Annotated in this window: 20 protein-coding genes and 1 tRNA gene; 9 read left to right on the top strand and 12 right to left on the bottom strand. The window is 65.2% G+C overall.

The features are described from left to right. Positions 1-43 precede the first annotated feature (43 nt). From VW23_RS19935 to VW23_RS19945, 3 genes are all read left to right on the top strand, one after another. Complete coding sequence (locus VW23_RS19935; protein WP_069911282.1) at positions 44-706, top strand: HAD-IA family hydrolase; 663 nt, start codon at positions 44-46, stop codon at positions 704-706. A gap of 200 nt (positions 707-906) precedes the next feature. Beyond that, on the top strand, positions 907-1,566 hold the full coding sequence (locus VW23_RS19940) for an HAD family hydrolase (protein WP_069911283.1): 660 nt from the start codon (positions 907-909) through the stop codon (positions 1,564-1,566). Continuing rightward, positions 1,566-2,342, top strand: coding sequence for an ATP12 family chaperone protein (locus VW23_RS19945; RefSeq protein WP_069911284.1), 777 nt, complete (start codon positions 1,566-1,568; stop codon positions 2,340-2,342). Before VW23_RS19940 ends, VW23_RS19945 begins: the two co-directional genes overlap by 1 nt. 196 nt (positions 2,343-2,538) lie before the next feature. On the opposite strand, the gene folK is transcribed toward VW23_RS19945, so the two are convergent. From folK to rimO, 4 genes are read right to left on the bottom strand one after another with little or no spacing between them, the layout of a single operon-like run. Then, positions 2,539-2,973 carry a 2-amino-4-hydroxy-6-hydroxymethyldihydropteridine diphosphokinase gene (folK, locus tag VW23_RS19950; protein ID WP_069911285.1) on the bottom strand — a complete coding sequence of 145 codons (435 nt, stop codon included), beginning with the start codon at positions 2,971-2,973 and terminating at the stop codon, positions 2,539-2,541. Further along, the gene (gene folB, locus VW23_RS19955; RefSeq protein WP_244513671.1) at positions 2,973-3,359 is read right to left on the bottom strand and encodes a dihydroneopterin aldolase; all 387 of its coding nucleotides are present in this window, start codon (positions 3,357-3,359) and stop codon (positions 2,973-2,975) included. Before folB ends, folK begins: the two co-directional genes overlap by 1 nt. Positions 3,360-3,369: 10 nt before the next feature. Continuing rightward, a complete protein-coding gene (gene folP / locus VW23_RS19960; protein WP_069911287.1) occupies positions 3,370-4,215 on the bottom strand; it encodes a dihydropteroate synthase in 846 nt (281 codons plus the stop codon). Further along, positions 4,215-5,579, bottom strand: a complete 1,365-nt coding sequence (gene rimO / locus VW23_RS19965; protein WP_069911288.1) for a 30S ribosomal protein S12 methylthiotransferase RimO — start codon at positions 5,577-5,579, stop codon at positions 4,215-4,217. The genes folP and rimO overlap by 1 nt, the downstream gene beginning before the upstream one ends. A gap of 191 nt (positions 5,580-5,770) precedes the next feature. On the opposite strand from rimO, the gene VW23_RS19970 reads away from it, so the two are divergent. Continuing rightward, positions 5,771-6,199 (top strand): DoxX family protein, encoded by a 429-nt coding sequence (locus tag VW23_RS19970; protein WP_069911289.1) that lies wholly within the window; start codon positions 5,771-5,773, stop codon positions 6,197-6,199. 74 nt (positions 6,200-6,273) lie between these two features. Here VW23_RS19970 and VW23_RS19975 read toward each other — a convergent pair whose 3' ends face one another. Both VW23_RS19975 and lipB read right to left on the bottom strand, forming a co-directional pair. After that, positions 6,274-6,738 carry a DUF4282 domain-containing protein gene (locus VW23_RS19975; protein ID WP_069911290.1) on the bottom strand — a complete coding sequence of 155 codons (465 nt, stop codon included), beginning with the start codon at positions 6,736-6,738 and terminating at the stop codon, positions 6,274-6,276. A 42-nt stretch (positions 6,739-6,780) separates the two neighbouring features. Beyond that, entirely contained in the window at positions 6,781-7,527 is a 747-nt protein-coding gene (gene lipB, locus VW23_RS19980) for a lipoyl(octanoyl) transferase LipB (RefSeq protein WP_069911291.1), read from the bottom strand. Positions 7,528-7,594: 67 nt separating this feature from the next. Here lipB and VW23_RS19985 point away from each other — a divergent pair, with 67 nt between their 5' ends. Further along, positions 7,595-7,828, top strand: a complete 234-nt coding sequence (locus tag VW23_RS19985; RefSeq protein ID WP_055049144.1) for a FliM/FliN family flagellar motor switch protein — start codon at positions 7,595-7,597, stop codon at positions 7,826-7,828. Positions 7,829-7,933: 105 nt separating this feature from the next. Continuing rightward, a tRNA-Leu gene (locus VW23_RS19990) sits at positions 7,934-8,018 on the top strand. Positions 8,019-8,124: 106 nt separating this feature from the next. Here the strand turns inward: VW23_RS19990 and VW23_RS19995 are convergent. Both VW23_RS19995 and VW23_RS20000 read right to left on the bottom strand, forming a co-directional pair. Then, positions 8,125-8,868 carry a glycosyltransferase family 25 protein gene (locus VW23_RS19995; protein WP_069911292.1) on the bottom strand — a complete coding sequence of 248 codons (744 nt, stop codon included), beginning with the start codon at positions 8,866-8,868 and terminating at the stop codon, positions 8,125-8,127. A 115-nt stretch (positions 8,869-8,983) separates the two neighbouring features. Then, positions 8,984-11,212: a heavy metal translocating P-type ATPase gene (locus VW23_RS20000; RefSeq protein ID WP_069911293.1), complete on the bottom strand. Its 2,229-nt coding sequence runs from the start codon at positions 11,210-11,212 to the stop codon at positions 8,984-8,986. 78 nt (positions 11,213-11,290) lie between these two features. Between VW23_RS20000 and VW23_RS20005 the strand changes: the two genes are divergently transcribed. Beyond that, positions 11,291-11,713 (top strand): MerR family transcriptional regulator, encoded by a 423-nt coding sequence (locus tag VW23_RS20005; protein WP_069911294.1) that lies wholly within the window; start codon positions 11,291-11,293, stop codon positions 11,711-11,713. 25 nt (positions 11,714-11,738) lie between these two features. Here the strand turns inward: VW23_RS20005 and VW23_RS20010 are convergent, their stop codons facing one another. The 4 genes from VW23_RS20010 to metH all read right to left on the bottom strand — a co-directional run bounded on the left by VW23_RS20010 (position 11,739) and on the right by metH (position 16,559). Then, positions 11,739-12,002 carry a hypothetical protein gene (locus VW23_RS20010; RefSeq protein WP_069911295.1) on the bottom strand — a complete coding sequence of 88 codons (264 nt, stop codon included), beginning with the start codon at positions 12,000-12,002 and terminating at the stop codon, positions 11,739-11,741. A 104-nt stretch (positions 12,003-12,106) separates the two neighbouring features. Next, positions 12,107-12,424 carry a hypothetical protein gene (locus VW23_RS20015; RefSeq protein WP_069911296.1) on the bottom strand — a complete coding sequence of 106 codons (318 nt, stop codon included), beginning with the start codon at positions 12,422-12,424 and terminating at the stop codon, positions 12,107-12,109. Continuing rightward, complete coding sequence (locus VW23_RS20020) at positions 12,424-12,798, bottom strand: hypothetical protein (protein ID WP_069911297.1); 375 nt, start codon at positions 12,796-12,798, stop codon at positions 12,424-12,426. The genes VW23_RS20015 and VW23_RS20020 overlap by 1 nt, the downstream gene beginning before the upstream one ends. Continuing rightward, complete coding sequence (gene metH, locus VW23_RS20025; protein ID WP_069911298.1) at positions 12,795-16,559, bottom strand: methionine synthase; 3,765 nt, start codon at positions 16,557-16,559, stop codon at positions 12,795-12,797. Before metH ends, VW23_RS20020 begins: the two co-directional genes overlap by 4 nt. 207 nt (positions 16,560-16,766) lie before the next feature. Here metH and VW23_RS20030 point away from each other — a divergent pair, with 207 nt between their 5' ends. Both VW23_RS20030 and VW23_RS20035 read left to right on the top strand, forming a co-directional pair. Beyond that, entirely contained in the window at positions 16,767-17,462 is a 696-nt protein-coding gene (locus VW23_RS20030) for an alpha/beta fold hydrolase (protein WP_069911299.1), read from the top strand. 212 nt (positions 17,463-17,674) lie between these two features. Continuing rightward, complete coding sequence (locus VW23_RS20035; protein ID WP_069911300.1) at positions 17,675-18,610, top strand: septal ring lytic transglycosylase RlpA family protein; 936 nt, start codon at positions 17,675-17,677, stop codon at positions 18,608-18,610. The last annotated feature ends 34 nt before the right edge of the window (positions 18,611-18,644 follow it).

Consider the following 18,644-nt stretch of genomic DNA (forward strand, 5'->3'; position numbering starts at 1 on the left):
GCGTTTCATGGTTCTGAACGGGCCGAATTCAGGGGGAACTCCCGTGCGGCTCATCGTTTTCGATATGGATGGAACACTGATCGATACCCAGGCGCTCATTTCCGAGCACATGGGGTCGGCGTTCCGCTCGCTCGACCTGCCGGCGCCCACCCCAGCAGAGGTTCGGCAGATCATCGGGTTGTCGCTGCCGGTCGCTGTCGGCCAGCTCGCCGGCACCAGTGATATCGATCTGATCGAAGGCATCGTCGGGCAGTACAAGAGCTTCTACAAGGCCTCGCTCGAGCACGAGATCGACCGCGAGCCGCTCTATCCGGGCGCGCGCGAAGCGCTGGATCGGCTGCGTCAGCAGAAGGGCACTGTCCTCGGCATTGCCACGGGCAAGGGCCTCACCGGCGTCGCCCGCATCCTCGACAACCATCGGATCACCGCGCATTTCGCCACGCTGCAGACGCCTGACCACAATCCCTCCAAGCCGCATCCCGGCATGCTGCTGAGCGCCATGCAGGAAACCGGCGCCAGTCCGGACCAGACGGTGATGATCGGCGACACCATGTTCGACATGGAGCTGGCCCGTGCCGCCAAGGTGCGCTCGATCGGCGTCAGCTGGGGCTATCACGACGCTGCCGAGCTGCTCAAAGCCGGGGCAGGGACCCTGATCCACGACTATTCTGAGCTCGCTGCCGCCATCGAGCGGGTGCTGGAGTAGCGTCAGTCGGTGCAGTTTCCGTGATCGAGCCATGCCTTCGCAGGGCGTGACACGCCCGGCAAAGTGTGGTTCTGAGCGGGCCTGGAGCGGGATTGCGTTTCGTTGAATCGCACTCCCGCTCCAAGTCTTTGTTTTGTCGCGAGATCGAACCGGAAAGGTCTGCAACCTTCCTGATCTCGCTCTGGGCAGGAGTTCTCCCGATGCGGCTCGTCGTCTTCGATCTCGATGGCACTTTGATCAATTCCGAGGCGCTCATCATCGAGACGGTCCGCGAGTCCTTCGCCTCGGTAGGGCAGGCAATCCCCAGCGACGACGCGATCCGCTCGATCTCAGGCATCACCGCACGCGACGCCATGGGGATCCTCGCGCCTGGTGTCGACAGCGACCGCATCGACGTGATCCTCAATGCCTACCGCGCGACGTATCTGCAGAAGGCCGGGCTCGCCCGCGAGCCGATGTTCGACGGCGCGCTCGACGCCCTCGATCGTCTGCAGGCCGACCCTGAAACGATCCTCGCCGTAGCCACCGGCAAGGGCCATGCCGGCGCCATCACGCTGCTGGAGCGCCACGAGATCATCGGTCGGTTCAACTCGATCCAGACGCCCGCCCACAATCGCGGCAAGCCCGATCCGCAGATGATCGAGACCGCGATGGACAAGGCCGGTATCGGCCGTGAAGCCACCGTAATGATCGGCGACACCTCGCACGACATGAAGATGGCCCGGAACGCCAACGTCAAGGCGCTCGGCGTGGCCTGGGGTTATCACTCGGTGGCCGATCTCGAGGCCGCCGGCGCCCACCTCGTCATCCATCGCATGGATCAACTGGTCGACGCCGTGGACAAGCTATTGGAGGCCTGATGCGCGAGTTCCTCGAAGACGCCGACAAGCACCGCGACGACGGTTACGGCCGGGCCCAGCACCTCAACAAGGTCGAGCTGCCCAAGCGCTTCTACAAGGAGGTTGGGGTAGGCTCCGCCCCAGGCGGCTTTGCGGTGACGCTCGACGGCAAGACGCCGCGCACTCCGGCGCAGAAGCCGGTGGTGGTGCCGTATCAATCCGTGGCCGCCGCCATGGCCGAGGAATGGGCGGCGCAGCAGGAGTTCATCGATCCCAAGACCATGCCGATGGTTCGGCTGATCAACTCGGCGGTCGAGGCCGGCGACGAACGGCTCGAAGCGTTGCGCGAGGAGATCGTCAAATATTCCGGCAACGACCTGCTGCTCTATCGCGCCGACACACCGCGCGAGCTCGTCGCCGAGCAGGAGCGGGTTTGGGACGCCGTGCTTATCAAGCTCGCCCGCCATTTCGAGATCGGCTTCCAGCCGACTATCGGCATCGTCCATCAGCCGCAGCCGGCGCCAACGCTGGAGCGGCTGCGCACCTCGCTGGCCGATGCCAAGCTGATCGAGGCGGTGGCGCTCAACTCGCTCACCGGCATCACCGGCTCGGGCCTCCTCAGCATCGCCCTGCGGGAAGGGCTGCTGACCCCGGAAGAGGTCTGGACCGCCGCCCATGTCGACGAGGACTACAACGTCCGGCTGTGGGGCGTGGTCGAGGAAGCCACCGAGCGCCGCGCCAAACGCCGGATGGAGTTCGACGCCGCGGTGCGGGTGCTGGAGATGGTGAGGGGGTAGGCGCCCTCAACACGATCGGGACACCTCCCCTCATCCGGCGCTGCGCGCCACCTTCTCCCCGACGGGGAGAAGAATACGCTGCGGCACCATTGGGGCACCATTCCTCTCCCCGTCGGGGAGAGGGTGGATCGCGCGTAGCGCGAGACGGGTGAGGGGCGCTGGCCCGTGAATGTTGAAGGGGACTGTCGGGCGCGGCCTAACGGCCTCGTCCCACGATCCACGCCGCCACCTCAGGTGCAATCTCGCGCAGCGGGTCGAGGACGAAGTCGCGCTCGTGCGCGTGCCGGTGCGGCACGTGCAGCCGTTCGGTGTCGAGTTCCAGCCGCTCATAGGCCACAACGTCGATATCGATGCGCCGCGGTCCCCAGCGGATATCACGCACCCGGCCCATGACGCGCTCGATGCCGAGGCAGGCGTCGAGCAGTTCGACCGGGGCGAGGCTGGTCTTGACCTCCACCACCATGTTGGAGAAATCCGGCTGGTCGGTCTTGCCCCAGGGCTTGGTGATCAACATGGCGGATTGCGCCACCACGGCAATGCCCGGCCAGGCGTCCAGTCGCTGCACGGCCTCGCGCACCTGCGCTGCGGGATCGCCGATATTGGCCCCGAGGCCGAGCCAGGCGCGCGGCATCAGCGATCGTCCCGGTGGCGATGCAGCTCGATGGCGGCCTCGCCAGCCACCATGGCGATCGGGGCCGAGGGCTTTTTCACCCGCACCTCTATCCACCGGATCGCGGGAAACGCTTCGAACAGCCGATCGACGATGTGCTGGCCAACCGCCTCGATCAGCTTGAACCGCTGCGCCTCGAACGCTGTCTTCGCCACGTCGTAGATCTCGGCATAGGAGATCGAGTGCTCGAGATCGTCGCTGCGCCCGGCCTCCGTGAGGTCGGCACCGCAAACGAGATCGACGAAGAAGCGCTGGCCCAGCACCGCCTCTTCCGGCATCACGCCGTGATAGCCGAAGAACCCCAGGTCCTTGAGGATGACGCGGTCGCCGTTGAAGTCTTTGGTCACGTCGGAGTTCCTAGTCTCGCGGTCCATATAGGGCCGCCTCGGCGACGCGCAAGGCATCGCGGTTGGGCCGGATGTCGTGAACCCGGAAGATATGGGCGCCGGCGGTGTAGCCGAGCACCGAGGTCGCAACGGTCCCCGCCAGCCGTTCGCTGGCCGGGACGTCGAGCAGCTTGCCGATCATCGATTTTCGCGAGGTGCCGACCAGCACCGGAAAGCCCAATGCCACCAGCTCGGGCAGTCGCCGCAGGATCTCGTAGTTCTCGCTCAGCGACTTGGCGAAGCCGAAGCCCGGGTCGAGCACGATGCGGTCGCGCGCCACGCCGGCTTTGTCGGCGATATCGAGGGTGACGTCGAAGTACCTGGCCATCTCCGCCATCACGTCGCGGCCGGTGTCGCGCGCCTTGTCCCAGTGCATCACCACCAACGGGGCGCCGTGCTCGGTCGCTACCGCCGCCACCTCCGGCTCGCGCTGCAGCCCATGGACGTCGTTGATGATCGTCGCTCCGGCAGCGATCGCCCGTTCGGCGACCTCGGCCTTATAGGTATCGATCGAGATCGGCGCCGCGATCCCATCGGCGCGCAGTGCCTCGATCGCCGGCAGCACCCGCGCCAGCTCGTCGGCCACCGAAACTTCCGAGGCTTCCGGTCGCGTGCTCTCGCCGCCGATGTCGATGATGTCGGCCCCCTCAGCCAGCATCAGCCGCGCCTGCGCCAATGCCGCCGGCACCGCATCGAAGCGGCCGCCGTCGGAAAAGCTGTCGGGGGTGACGTTGAGGATGCCCATCAGCCGGGAGGTGCGCCCAAGCCGCAGCGCGGCGCCCGCGGGCGCCAGCTCATATTCGCGATGCGCGGGCATCAGCTGGCGACGGCGGTCGGCTTCAGGTCGTCCCTGGCGGCAACGGCGGAGGGCACGGCGAACAGGTCGTACTCGTCCGACTCGGTCACCAGCACCGACACCTTGTCGCCGACCTTGATGCCGTCGGCTTCGTGGATGATCACGGTGCCGTCGATCTCGGGCGCATCCCACTGGCTGCGGGCGATGGCGCGACCGGTGTCGGGCTCGACGTCATCGACCAGCACGTCGATGGTGCGGCCGACCTTCTTACTCAACACGTGTGCCGAGATGTCCTGCGCCACTTCCATCAGGCGCTCATAGCGCTCGCGCTTCAGCTCATCGGGGACGATGCCCTCGATGTCGTTGGCGGGGGCGCCGGTCACCGGCTCGTACTCGAAGCAGCCGATGCGATCGATCTCGGCCTCTTCCAGCCAATCGAGCAGGAACTCGAAATCTTCCTCGGTCTCACCGGGAAAGCCGACGATGAAGTTGGAGCGGATGGCGAGGTCGGGGGCGATGGCGCGCCAGGCCTTGATCCGGTCGAGCGTCTTCACCTGGTTGGCCGGGCGGCGCATCGACTTCAGCACCGACGGGGCGGCGTGTTGGAACGGAATATCGAGATAGGGGAGGATCTTGCCCTCGGCCATCAGCGGAATGACGCTGTCGACATGCGGGTAGGGGTAGACGTAGTGGAGCCGGGTCCACACGTCCATCTTGCCCAGCTCCTCGGCGAGGGTCTGGAAGCGTGCCTCGATGTCGCGGCCGCGGAACTTTGAGCTCTGGTACTTGACGTCGAGGCCGTAGGCCGAGGTGTCCTGCGAGATCACCATGATCTCCTTGACGCCCGTCGCCACCAGCCGCTCCGCCTCATACAGCACCGAAGCGATCGGGCGAGAGACGAGATCGCCGCGGATCTGCGGAATGATGCAGAAGGTGCAGCGGTTGTTGCAGCCCTCGGAAATCTTCATGTAGGCGTAGTGGCGCGGCGTCAGCTTCAGGCCGGCTTCCGGCACCAGGTCGACGAACTTGTTCGGCACCGGCGGCACATGCAGGTTCACCGCGTTGACCACATCCTCGTACTGGTGCGGGCCGGTGACGGCGAGCACGCTCGGATGGGTGGCGCGGATCATTTCTTCTTCGACGCCGAGGCAGCCGGTGACGATGACGCGGCCATTGGCGCCGACGGCCTCGCCGATCGCCTCGAGGCTTTCCTTCTTGGCGCTGTCAAGGAAGCCGCAGGTATTGACCAGCACGACGTCCGCGCCCGCATAGTCGCGCGAGAACGAATAACCCTGCGAGCGCAGCGTCGTCATGATGCGTTCGGAGTCGACGAGGGCCTTGGGGCAGCCGAGGCTGACCAGACCGATTTTCGGAGCTTGTGTCATTGGCGCGTGCCTATGCGCCAAACTCGGGAAAAAAGCAATGATCGGCACTCTGCGATGGAAGCAGGGCAGCCCTGATCACTCGTGATCACGAGCCCGTCAGGTTACCAAGCTGTAAGTTGACCCGAATCCTGACCCTCGTGCTCTTATTTCCGATGCGCCCATTTCCGAGGCGTCCAGCAGGAAAAAGACCAATGAATCTCGAAGCCCTCAACCGGTACCAGCCGCAGGCGCTGGCCGTCCTCCGCATCGTCGCAGCGCTCTGCTTCATGGCTCATGGCACGCAGAAAATGTTCGGCTTCCCGGCCTCGGGCGGCGGCGGCGGGTTCGAGCTGTTCTCGCTGATGGGCCTCGCGGCAGTGCTCGAAGTGTTCGGCGGCCTCGCAATCCTGCTTGGCGTGTTCACCCGTCCGGTGGCTTTCATTCTCGCCGGTCAGATGGCCTATGCATTCTGGTTCGTGCACGTGCCGATGATGGGGCAGGGCAACATCATCCCGGTCGCCAATGGCGGCGACGGCGCCGTGCTGTTCTGCTTCGTGTTTCTCTACCTGGTTTTCGCCGGTCCGGGCGCCTGGAGCGTCGACGAAATCCTGAAGTCGCGCCGCTCGTTCGCCACTGCCTGATCCCTCGAGATCACCAACGGGGCGAGCCATCCGCCCCAACGAAAAGGCCGCCCGAGGGCTGCCTTTTTTGTGTCTCAGATATCGGGCTTCTCGGTCGGTGGCGGCGTTCGCCTCGCGGTCCGTCGCACTGCCGGCGTGGTCGGCTCAATCGCGCCTTCGCTCGTCTCGTCTTCGTAGGGCTCGTCCTCGGCGATGTCATGGATGGCGTCGCGCACTTCGTCGATCAGCGAGGTCGGCACGCGGCTGAGGCTGACGGTGCGGGTGACCGTCTCGTTGGCCTTGAAAAACACCAGCAGCACCTCGCAGACGATGCGCAGCACCAGCAGGAACAGCGCGCCATAGACCGCGATCTCGAGGAGGCCCCACAGGCCATCGCCAAAGTTGCGGCCGAAGCTGACGAACAGGTGCCCCACCGACCAGAGCAGCAGCGCCGCCAGCCCTGTGGCATAGAGCACCGGCACCAATCGCGGCGAGAGGATGGTCTCGAGCCGGAACAGTGTCGGGCTGAGGAAGATTTTCTTGAGATCGTCCAGCGTCATGGCCTCACCCCCATGGAATCGGTCACCCAGAAAATGCGTGCGTCACGCGGCACTGACAAGAGCCTCTGGATGCAGGTCTGCCGTCGCGCCGAAGCGGCGCTCGAAGGCGGTACGCAGCGCGGCATCGACTTCGGCCATGGCGACCAGCTGTCCGAGATCCTCGAAACTGGTCACGCCCTGGTCGGAAATGCCGCACGGCACGATGCCGTCGAAGTGTGAAAGGGTCGGCGATACATTGATCGCAATGCCATGGAAGGTCACCCAGCGGCTGACCCGCACGCCGATCGCCGCCACCTTGTCCTCGCGGCCAAAGCCCTTGTCCGGCCGCGCCACCCAGACGCCGATCCGGCCGTCGCGCCGCTCGCCCCGGATGTTGAAGGCGGCGAGGGTATCGATGATCAGCCCCTCGAGCCCCTGCACCAGGCAGCGGACGTCGCGGCCGCGCTGCCTCAAATCTAGCATGAAGTAGACCACACGCTGGCCGGGGCCATGATAGGTGTATTGCCCGCCGCGCCCGGCGTCGTAGACCGGGAAGCGGTTGGGCGACAGCAGGTCCTCGGGCGCCGCCGAGGTGCCCGCCGTATAGAGCGGCGGATGCTCGAGCAGCCACACCTGTTCGCTGACCGTTCCGTCGGCGACCGCCGCCGCGCGGGCCTTCATCGCCTCGAGCGCTTCGGGGTAGGGCACGTAGCCCTCGGAGATTCGCCACTCGACCGGCACCCCATCGGCGCGGAACAGCTTGGTCCCGGTGTCGCAAGTTGGGTCAGTCGTTAACGCTTCGGTAAGCATGGGTGTCCAATGCTCTCTCACAAGGGGCCCGCGCGATTCAGCCGGGATGGTCGGTCGCGGTTTATGTATGAACACTCTAGACAATATTGAAGTCGATATCACCGTCGAGCTGGGCGCGGCGATCATGCCGGTGCACCATTTGCTGCGCATGGGTCGCGGCGCGGTGATCGAGCTCGACACCGGCGAGAACGACCCGCTTCGCGTTTACGCCAACAACACCCTGATCGCGCGCGGTGAAGTGAAGGTCGAGGACGGCCGGCTCAGCGTCGAACTCACCGAAAAAGTCCGCCGTCCAGCCTGATTTCGTCGATCCGGCAAAAGCGGAATTAATCGCTTGCGCCCGCCAACAAGCGTTGCTACACGCTGCCTCGCTTCGCCGGTTCTGGCGTTGCTCCTACCTCGGCGTGCGGTCGTGGCGGAATTGGTAGACGCGCAGCGTTGAGGTCGCTGTGCCGCAAGGCGTGGAAGTTCGAGTCTTCTCGACCGCACCAGGTTCTCTCGAGATCCTGCAGTCCAAAACAAACGGCTCCCCTCGGGGAGCCGTTGTTGTTTTCGGGCCGCATCATGACCTCTGACAACTCTGGGTCCCCTGACGTGCTAGCGGAAGTGCACTCGTACCCGCCGCGTCGGCAACACCCGCAGCCAGAACGCCACCTTTCGTGCCACTCTTTCGAGATCCCGCCGAAGTTTGCCGACGCTAGTCAGCTTGTGGTCCGCAACGGCGCGCTCAATCAGGCTTTCGAACCTGGGCGCGCTCGATGCGTGGTCCTGTATACAAAGCGCCGGTAGGATTTTGTAGATGTTGAGATCAGGACGTCCTCCGTTGAAAAGGATCTGGTCGAACTCCTTGTCGATCGTGAGAAGCTCCCGGTGCAGCTTGGCCGCGCAGTGTTTGGAGATGATGTACGCCTCGGTGCCGCCGTTCTCACCGATCGCACGAAAAAGCCGTCTGTCTCCAACGGGAAGCCATTTCCGCTGCACCAGGCAATGTCTCAGGCTCCCGCCTACATGTACGATATCAGCATTCGGCGGCACCCAGGACAAATCCGTGAAGTAGGATGCCGCTTCGGGGCTGAGATGCACATCATCTTCCAGTACGATGGCGTGGGGGGCGTGGCCTGTTGCTATTACCCGCCAAAGCTCTCTGTGACTGAGAAAGCATCCTACTGCGCCTGCCGAGACAGGGAATTTCGGAAGATTGTGGCGGGCACTCCCATCTACCGCAGCGAAGCGCTCGAAATGCAGACCTGTGGCCTTGGCCTGCTCCTCCATCCACAATCGCCGGTCAGGAGATCGGTCCAGATTTATGTAAACGATGCGAATTTCCTGCCTACCATCCATCCGCGATCCTCCCCCGAGATCGGCCAGACAGTAAGCGGTGCCCTATGGCCCCAACAAGCGCGAGTTAATGCTTCTCACGCGCCGGCGGTCTATTGCACGGGGTAAGAAATCTCGCCTATTTGGCCCGCCACCCCAGGAGCCGCATGGCGTTGAGCGTCACCAGCACCGTCGCGCCGGTGTCCGCCAGAATCGCCGGCCAGAGCCCCGTTACGCCGATGATGGTGGTGACGAGGAACACCGCCTTCAGCCCCAGCGCCACGGTGATGTTCTGGGCGATGTTGCCCATCGTGGCCTTCGACAGCCCGATCATGTTGGCGATGTCGGCGACGCGGCCGTGGAGGATGGCGGCGTCGGCGGTTTCGAGCGCCACGTCGGTGCCGCCGCCCATGGCGATGCCGATATCGGCGGCGGCGAGGGCAGGGGCGTCGTTGATGCCGTCGCCGACCTTGGCGACGACGCGGCCCTGCTGCTGCAGCTCGCGCACGAGGCGCTGCTTGTCCTCGGGGAGGAGGCCGGCGCGCACCTCGATGCCGAGAGCGGCGCCGATGGCTTTGGCGGTCCGTTCGTTGTCGCCTGTGAGCATCACGGTGGTGACGCCCTCGGACTGCAACCGGCGCAGCCCATCGGCGGCGTCGGCGCGCGGTTCGTCGCGGATGGCGAGGAGGCCCGCCACCTCTGTGCCGACCAGCAGCACCGAGACGGTCTTGCCGGCATCGTTGAGGGCGCCGATCCGCTCGCGCAGCGCCGCATCGAACGGCACCTGCTCCTCGGCCGCCCTGGGCGAGGCGAGGAACAGGGCTTCGCCGCCGACCTTGCCGGTGACACCCTTGCCGGGCACCGCCTTGGCGTCGGCCGCGGGTGGCACGAAGGCCTTGTCGGACTGGGCGCGGGCCAGCACAGCCACTGCCAGCGGATGGCTTGAGCCGCTCTCCAGTGCAGCCGCCAGCGACAACACCTGAGCTTCCAAGCGCCCGATGCCAACGATGTCGGTGACCTGCGGCTTGCCTTCGGTGAGCGTGCCGGTCTTGTCGAGCGCCACGGTATCGATCTTGCGTAGCTGCTCAAGCACCGCGCCGCCCTTCAGCAGCAGCCCGCGTCGGGCGCCGGCCGAGATGCCAGCGGCGATCGCCGCCGGGGTCGAGATCACCAGCGCGCAGGGGCAGCCGATCAGGAGGATGGCGAGGCCCTTGTAGATCCACTCGTCCCAGGGCTGGCCGGCCAACAGGGGCGGCAGGATGGCGACCAGTGCGCCGACCACCAGCACGGCGGGCGTATAGTACTTTGAGAACTTGTCGATGAACCGCTCAGTCGGGGCCTTGCTTTCCTGGGCTTCCTCGACCAGCCGCACGACGCGAGCGATGGTGTTGTCGGCGGCGGCCGCCGTCACCCGCACGCGCAGCACGGCATCGGTATTGATGGTGCCGGCGAACACCTCGTCGCCCGTTCCCTTGGTCCTCGGCACGCTCTCGCCGGTCACCGGCGCTTCGTTGATGGCGGAACTGCCGTCGATGATGACGCCGTCGGCGGCGATGCGGTCGCCGGGACGCACGAGGATGATGGTGCCGACGGCCAGTTGGGCGGCGGGCACCTCGGTGGTTCCGCCATCCCGCTCGACCAGCGCCAGCTTGGGCACGAGGTCGGCGAGACCGCGGATACTGGCCCGGGCGCGGCCGGCGGCGACGCCCTCGAGCAGCTCGCCGACGAGGAACAGCAGCACCACGGTTGCCGCTTCCTCAGTGGCGCCGATGAACACTGCGCCGACAGCGGCAATGGTCATCAGCGTTTCGATCGAAAATGGCGTGCCGGTCATGCCGGCGACGACGGCGCGCCGGGCCACCGGGATCAGCCCAACCGCCATGGCGACGAAGAAGGCCCAGTGGCCGATCTGCGGGAATAGCTGGCCGGCAATGTAGGCCGCGAGCAATGCGCCAGCGGAGATGAAGGTCAGCAGGGCCTTGCGGGTCGTCCACCACGGGCCATCGATGATCTCGCCGTGTCCGGAGTGATCATTATCCGCGTGATCGTGCCCGGCGTGATCGTGCCCGGCGTGATCGTGCCCGTGGCCATGCCCTGGATGGCTGTGGTCCTCCACCATTGGCGCGGCAGACCCGGTGAAGGCGGGTTTGGCGGGGGCGATCTGGTAGCCAAGCGCCTTCACCTGCCGCTCGATGGCGCCCCTGGCAACCTCGCCCGAGCGCGTCACCGTCATCGTGCCGTTGGGGAGCGACACGCCGACCTCGCCGACACCGGGCAGCCGGCTGACGGCGTTCTCGATCTTGGTCACACAGGCGGCACAGTCCATGCCGCCAATGCGGAATTTCAGCTTCTCGGCGGCCTCGGACATGCGGCGCTCCTTGGATTCTTCATCATGTCCGCATACATCTAGGACCTCTAGCCACTAGAGGATCAAGGGGTGAATGCAATGAATCTGCCGATCGGCGAATTGTCACGACGGACCGGCGTCAAGGTCCCGACCATCCGCTTCTACGAGCAGATCGGCCTCTTGTCGGCGCCGCCGCGCACCGAGGGCAACCAGCGCCGCTATGGCAAGCCGGAGGTGGAGCGGCTCAACTTCATCCGCCACTCGCGCGAGCTCGGCTTCGAGGTCGAGGATATCCGTGAACTGCTGGAAATGGCCGCGTCGCCGCAGGCTTCATGCCACCAGGCCGACAGCATCGCCCGCAACCACCTGACCGAGATCGACCGCCGCATTGCCAGCCTGTCGGCGCTGCGCGGTGAGCTGACCCGCATGGTTGAGGAATGCGGCCACGGCCGGATCTGCGATTGCCGGATCATCGAAGTGCTGGCCGACCATGGCGAGTGCGTGACCGAGCACGCGCACTAGCCTGCGGCGCTTCCCGGGAAGCCCGTTACTGGCGAGCCGACGGCGGGTACTTGCCGTTGGCATAGCCGAGGAAGATGCCGGCGATGATGCCGAGCACCAGGCCGGCGCCAATCAGCATGATTCCAGGGCCTACGGCGCCACCGATCGCTTCCGGGCTGGCGTTCGGACCGAATGCCGTCAGCAGCGGCCCCAGGATGGCGCCGATAAGCCCAAGCCCCATCAGCATGATGGCGCCGAAGAGCAGCTTGCTCCCGACATTGACCGAGAACGGATCCGGATGCTCTGCCATTAGCCACGCCCCCTCAAGCGCACAGTCTCCGCCACCAATGGTGGCAGCACTGGCAGCTTAGCGCGGCGTCGTCTTACTGCAAGTAATACTGAGGTTTGGCGTGGCTAGGCTTGCCAGGCGAGCACGGTGTTGCCGGCGCGGCAGAAACTGACGCCGAGCTGACCGGAGTCGCCGATCCAGCTGTGGGTTTCGCCGTCGCGGCTGAGGGTATGACCGGCGCGGCGCAACTCGGCGACGATCATGCCGACCTGGTTTTGCCAGTCGCGCGTCTCCGGCACCGTCGCCAGCCGCGAACGGATCGCGGCCTGCTGCGCGTTGAGCCGCTCGGCCCGCTCGGTCGCGTCGAGCGCCAGCAGCGCGGCGCGGCTGATCGGGTGGATATCGTCGGCCGCGGGCCGGATGAACAGATCAAGCGCGGCCATCAGACCACCTCCGCCAGATGAAAGTTGCGGGCCACGGTGAAATCGCGGAGCCCGAAGGCCGGGAGCTTGCCGGGAACGATGGCGTCGGCGACAGCCGTACGATCTTCGACGTCGGTGGCGTCCACCACGACCCGCACGAACGGCTCAGCCATGCCGAGCCGCACCTTTTCCTGCAGCTCGAACAGCAGCACCCGCACATTGCCGCGGCTCTCGCAGGCAATGCATTCGGCGCCGGGTTCGTGCGCGTGCAGTGGTGGATCGAGATGCACCACGGCCGTGTCTCGACCGCCGAAGCGGCCGAGGGCCGCCTTATCGGTGACCACAGTCACCGGCACGGACGTGGCGCGGCGGGCGAACGGGGCAGGGGAGGTCATACGGCCTCCTTGTCCGAGCTCGGGATGTAGTTGAGGATTGGCCCGAGCCAGCGCTCCACTTCGCGGATCGCCATGCCCTTGCGCCGGGCATAGTCCTCGACCTGGTCACGTTCCACCTTGGCGACGCCGAAATAGAAGCTCTCGGGATGGCTCAAATACATGCCAGACACCGACGAGCCCGGCCACATGGCGTAACTCTCGGTCAGTTCGACGCCGATGCGCTGCTTGGCGTTGAGCAGATGGAACAGCGTCGTCTTCTCGGTATGGTCGGGCTGCGCCGGATAGCCCGGGGCCGGGCGGATGCCCTGGTAGGGTTCGCCGATCATCTCGTTGGGCGCGAAGGTTTCCGCGGCGCCATAGCCCCAGAACTCCTTGCGCACCCGCTCGTGCATCAGTTCGGCGAAGGCCTCGGCGAAGCGGTCGGCCAGCGCCTTGATCAGGATCGACGAATAGTCGTCGTTCCGCCGTTCGAAGCGCTCGGCGATGATGTTCTCCTCGAGCCCAGCCGTCACGACGAAGCCGCCCAGATAGTCGGGGATGCCCTCGGGCGCGACGAAATCGGCCAGAGCCATGTGCGGCTTGCCGCCGGTCTTTGAAAGCTGCTGGCGCAGGGTGAAGAAGGTCGCCAACTGGTCCTTGCGGTCGGCATCGGTATAGAGCCGGATATCGTCGCCGACCTGGTTGGCGTGCCAGAAACCGATCACTGCCTTGGGGCGGAACCAGTTCTTCTGGATTACTTCCTTCAGCATCTTCTGCGCGTCGTCCCAGAGCTGGCGCGCCGCCGGACCCTGTTTCTCATCCTCGAGGATGGCCGGGAAGCGGCCCTTCAGCTCCCAAGCCTGGAAGAACGGGGTCCAGTCGATGTAGCGCGCGATCTCGGCAAGGTCGTAGTTCTCGAACACCCGGGTGCCGAGGAAGCTCGGCTTGGGCGGCACGTAGCCATCCCATCTCGGCTGGAAGCGGTTGGCGCGGGCAGTGGCCAGCGAGGTGCGCTGCTTTTCCGCCTCGCTCTGCCGGTGCTTCTCGGCCAGCCGCTCATACTCGGCCTTCACGTCCTGGACGTAAGCCGGGCGCTGCTCCTCGGACAGCAGCGACGACACGACGCCCACGGCGCGGCTGGCGTCGTGCACGTGCACGGTCGGGCCGCCATGGTACTGCGGGTGGATCTTCACCGCGGTATGGACGCGCGAGGTGGTAGCGCCACCGATCAACAGCGGCACGTGGAAGCCTTCGCGCTCCATCTCGGAGGCGACATGCACCATCTCGTCGAGCGAAGGGGTGATGAGGCCACTGAGCCCGATGACGTCGACATTCTCGGCCTTCGCCACCTCGAGGATCTTGGCCGTCGGCACCATGACGCCGAGGTCGATGATCTCGTAGTTGTTGCAGCTCAAAACCACGCCGACGATGTTCTTGCCGATATCGTGCACATCGCCCTTCACCGTTGCCATCAGCACCTTGCCGGCGCTGCGGCGGCCGGTGGCGTTGCCATCGGCATTCTTCTCCGCCTCCATGAAGGGGAGAAGGTGGGCAACGGCCTGCTTCATGACGCGGGCGGATTTCACCACCTGCGGCAGGAACATCTTGCCGGAACCGAACAGGTCGCCGACCACGCTCATGCCGGCCATCAGCGGGCCTTCGATGACGTGCAGCGGCCGCGCCGAGGCCAGCCGGGCTTCCTCGGTATCGGCGTCGATGAACTCGGTGATGCCGTTGACCAGCGCATGTGAAATGCGCTCGGCCACGGGCTTGGTCCGCCAGGTCAGGTCCTTGGCCTTCTGCTCGCCACCGGCCTGGCCCTTGAACTGCTCGGCGATCTCCAGCAGCCGCTCGGTCGAATCCGCCCGGCGATTGAAGATCACATCCTCGCAGGCCTCGCGCAGCTTCGGCTCCAGCGTGTCATAGACCGCCAGCTGGCCGGCATTGACGATGCCCATGTCCATCCCCGCCTGGATGGCGTGATAGAGGAAAACCGAGTGCATGGCCTCACGCACCGGCTCATTGCCGCGGAAGGAGAAGCTGAGGTTGCTGACGCCGCCGGAAATATGTGCGTGCGGAAGGGTTTGCCGGATGGTCCTCGTCGCTTCGATGAAGGCGATGCCATAGCCGACATGCTCCTCGATGCCGGTGGCGACGGCGAAGATGTTGGGGTCGAAGACGATATCCTCGGGCGGAAAGCCGACTTCCTCGGTCAGGAGCTTATAGGCCTTCGAGCAGATCTCGACCTTGCGCTCATAGGTATCGGCCTGACCCTGTTCATCGAACGCCATCACCACCACGGCGGCGCCGTAGCTACGCACCAGCCGGGCGGTCTCGAGGAACTTCTCGACGCCTTCCTTCATGGAAATGGAGTTGACCAGCGCCTTGCCCTGCACGCATTTCAGCCCCGCCTCGATCACCTCGAACTTCGAGCTATCGATCATCACCGGCACGCGGGCGATATCGGGTTCGGCGGCGAGCAGGTTCAGGAACTCGACCATCACTTTCTGGCTGTCGAGCAGGCCCTCGTCGACGTTGATGTCGATGACCTGGGCGCCGTTCTGCACCTGGTCGCGCGCCACTTCGAGCGCGGCGGTGTAATCGCCGGCGGTGATGAGCTTGCGGAACTTGGCGGAGCCCGTGACATTGGTGCGCTCGCCGATGTTCACGAACGGAATGTCTCCCGTCAGCGTGAACGGCTCGAGCCCGCTCAGCCGCAGGAAGGTCGGCACCTCGGGGATCTTGCGCGGCTTGTACTTTCCGACCGCTTCCTTGATCGCCCGGATGTGGTCCGGGGTCGAACCGCAGCAGCCGCCGACGATGTTGAGGAAGCCATCCCGCGCAAAACCCTCGAGCTGGCGGGCCATGAATTCCGGCGTTTCGTCGTAGCCGCCGAATTCGTTGGGTAAGCCCGCATTGGGGTAGGCGCAGATCAGCGTATCGGCGACATCGGAGAGCTCGTTGATATGGGCGCGCATGGCATTGGCGCCGAGCGCGCAATTGAGCCCGATGGTGAAGGGCTTGGCGTGCCGCACCGAGTACCAGAACGCCGTCGGTGTCTGGCCGCTCAGCGTGCGGCCGCTGAGGTCGGTGATGGTGCCGGAGATCATCACCGGCAACTCGTTGCCGCGCTCTTCGAAGATGCGCTGCGCCGCAAAGATACCGGCCTTGGTGTTGAGTGTGTCGGTGATGGTCTCGAACAGCAGGAGGTCTGCGCCACCGTCGATCAGCCCGTTAATCTGCTCGGCATAGCCTCTGACGATCTCGTCGAAGGTGATCGCCCGGTGCCCCGGGGAGTTGACGTCCGTCGACATCGACGCCGTCTTGTTCAGCGGCCCGAGCGCGCCTGCCACAAAGCGCCGCTTCCCATCAATGTCGAAGGCCTGTTGCGCCGCCTCGCGCGCCAGCCGGGCGCCCTCGACATTGAGCTCATAGGCGAGCGCCTGCATGCCGTAATCGGCCATGACGATGTCGGTGGAGGAGAAGGTGTTGGTCTCCACCATGTCGGCGCCGGCAAGATAGTATTGCAGGTGGATGGCCCGGATCGCATCGGGCTGGGTCAGGTTGAGCAGGTCGTTATTGCCCCTGACATCCTTGTGCCAATCCTTGAAGCGCTCGCCGCGATAGGCGGCTTCGTCGAGCTTCAGCTGCTGAATCATGGTGCCCATGGCGCCATCGAGGATCAGGATGCGTTCGGAGGCCGCCTGGGTAAGGGCTGCCCGCACCTCCTCGCCCTTGGGCAAGGAATTTCTATCGATCTCAATGTGTTGAGCTTCAGTCATCGCTCGACTTTCCAACGTCTGTCACGCCAAACTGCGTTCACCGCCGGCACACTCGCATGGCGGGATATAAAGATATCTTTATATGAGTGCCGACCGCCCGGCAAGCAAGCCCGTTTCTGCTCTTGGTGGGGTGGAAGAACGTTCTCCCTGGGGAGAACGAAACCGTTCCCCCGGGAACCGGAACAATCGATCAGGACTTTCCGTCTCATGACAACGCCGATCCTCCTCGTTCCCGGCCTCAACTGCACCGCCGAGATCTATGCCCATCAGGTGCCGGCACTATGGCAGTTCGGGCCGGTGACCATAGCCAACCACACCGAAGGCAGCTCGATGCGGGAGATCGCGGCATCAATCCTCCGCGATGCGCCGCCCGAATTTGCCCTCGTCGGCTTTTCGATGGGCGGCTACCTGGCGTTCGAGATGTTGCGGCAGGCGAGGGGGCGGGTGCTGAAGCTGGCGCTGCGCGACACCTCGGCGCGAGCCGAGACGCCTGAGGGGGCCGAGAAACGGCGCGCCGCCATTGCGTTGACAGAGCAAGGGAAGTTCAACCTCGCCGTCGCCCAGTCGTTCCCGAACGCCGTCCATCCGGACCATGTCGGCAATGCCGCACTCAAGGCGCTGCATGTGCGCATGGCCACGGCGAATGGCGGCGAGACCTATATCCGGCAGCAGACCGCCATCATCGGCCGGCCCGACTCTCGTCCAGAGCTCGGCGCCATAGAGGTGCCGACACTGGTGGTGGTCGGCGACAAGGACGCGATCACCGTTCCCGAGGCCGCTCGCGAGATGGCCGCCGGAATTGCCGACGCCAGGCTCGTCGTGGTGCCGAGGGCAGGGCACATGGCGCTGGTCGAGCAGCACGCCATCGTTACCGCAGAACTCACGGAATGGACGGCTAAATAGCTGGTATTTGAAGCAAATTAACCCGGCCGCAACCACGTTGCGGTTCGATGCGATCATCGCCGCACGGCTTTCGGTATGGTGCGGAAATCTCTCGATGGGTTGATCTGGTTTTGGCAGTGTTTTCTCGCGACCTTCGCGCGGCCGCCCGGCTGCTTGTTCTTGCCGCGCTCGTAGCGCCGGTCCTGGCTGCCTGTGGCAGCGGCGGAGGAGGGGTGCCGCACATCAAGCGCGCCGCGTTCAGCTCCAAAGAGTTCGGCGTCGCCGTCAGCCCGCGCGTCACCAATGCCAAGAACCCGCCCAAGGGCGGCGGCCGCTACATGGTCGGCAAGCCCTATACGGTGCGTGGTGAGGTCTACGAGCCGATCGAGAATCCGATCGGCTATGTCGCCTCGGGTGGCGCCTCCTGGTACGGCAACGACTTCCATGGCCGCCGCACCGCCAATGGCGAGATCTTCTCGGCCACCGCCATCTCCTGCGCCAGCCCGGTACTGCCGCTCCCCAGCTATGTCCGCGTCACCAATGTCGATAACGGGCGCTCGATTGTCTGCCGGGTCAACGATCGCGGCCCGTACCTGCATGGCCGGGTGATGGATCTGAGCTACCGGACCGCCGAGATCCTGGGCTATGCGGGCAACGGCGTGGGCAACATCCAGGTACAGTATATCGGCCCGGCGCCGCTCAATGGTGACGACACCCGCATGCTGCTGGCCAGCGTCGATCGGCCGACCCGCATGGAGCAGGGGGCTACCCGCCTCGCCATGAACGAAGAGCGTCCGAACCTCATCGGCGGCATCATCGACATGTTCGGCTATGTCGACAGCGGCGCCGCCGACCAGGCCATCACCGGTGCACACGCCGCCGCCAACGCCATGGCCACTCGTTCAGGTTCGCTCGAGAACTGGGTGGCGACGGTCGACGAAGACAGGCGCGCCATCAAGCTGGAGCTCGGCGTATTCGCCGATGCCACGAGGGCCGATGACGTGGCGCTGCAATTCGCCATGCTGGGCGCGGTCGACGAGGATGCGGTGCGCATTCCCGGCGCCGATGCCACACGCCTGACACTCACCCATCTTAAGCCCGGGGTGGCGCGAGATGATGTGATGTCGCTCGCCAGGCAACTTGGACTCAAGGACCTGGTGCTCTATTAGTTTGAGAGCGGTCGAGTTCTGACCGCGATCGGGG

Source organism: Devosia insulae DS-56 (genome assembly GCF_000970465.2).
Classification (GTDB): domain Bacteria; phylum Pseudomonadota; class Alphaproteobacteria; order Rhizobiales; family Devosiaceae; genus Devosia_A; species Devosia_A insulae.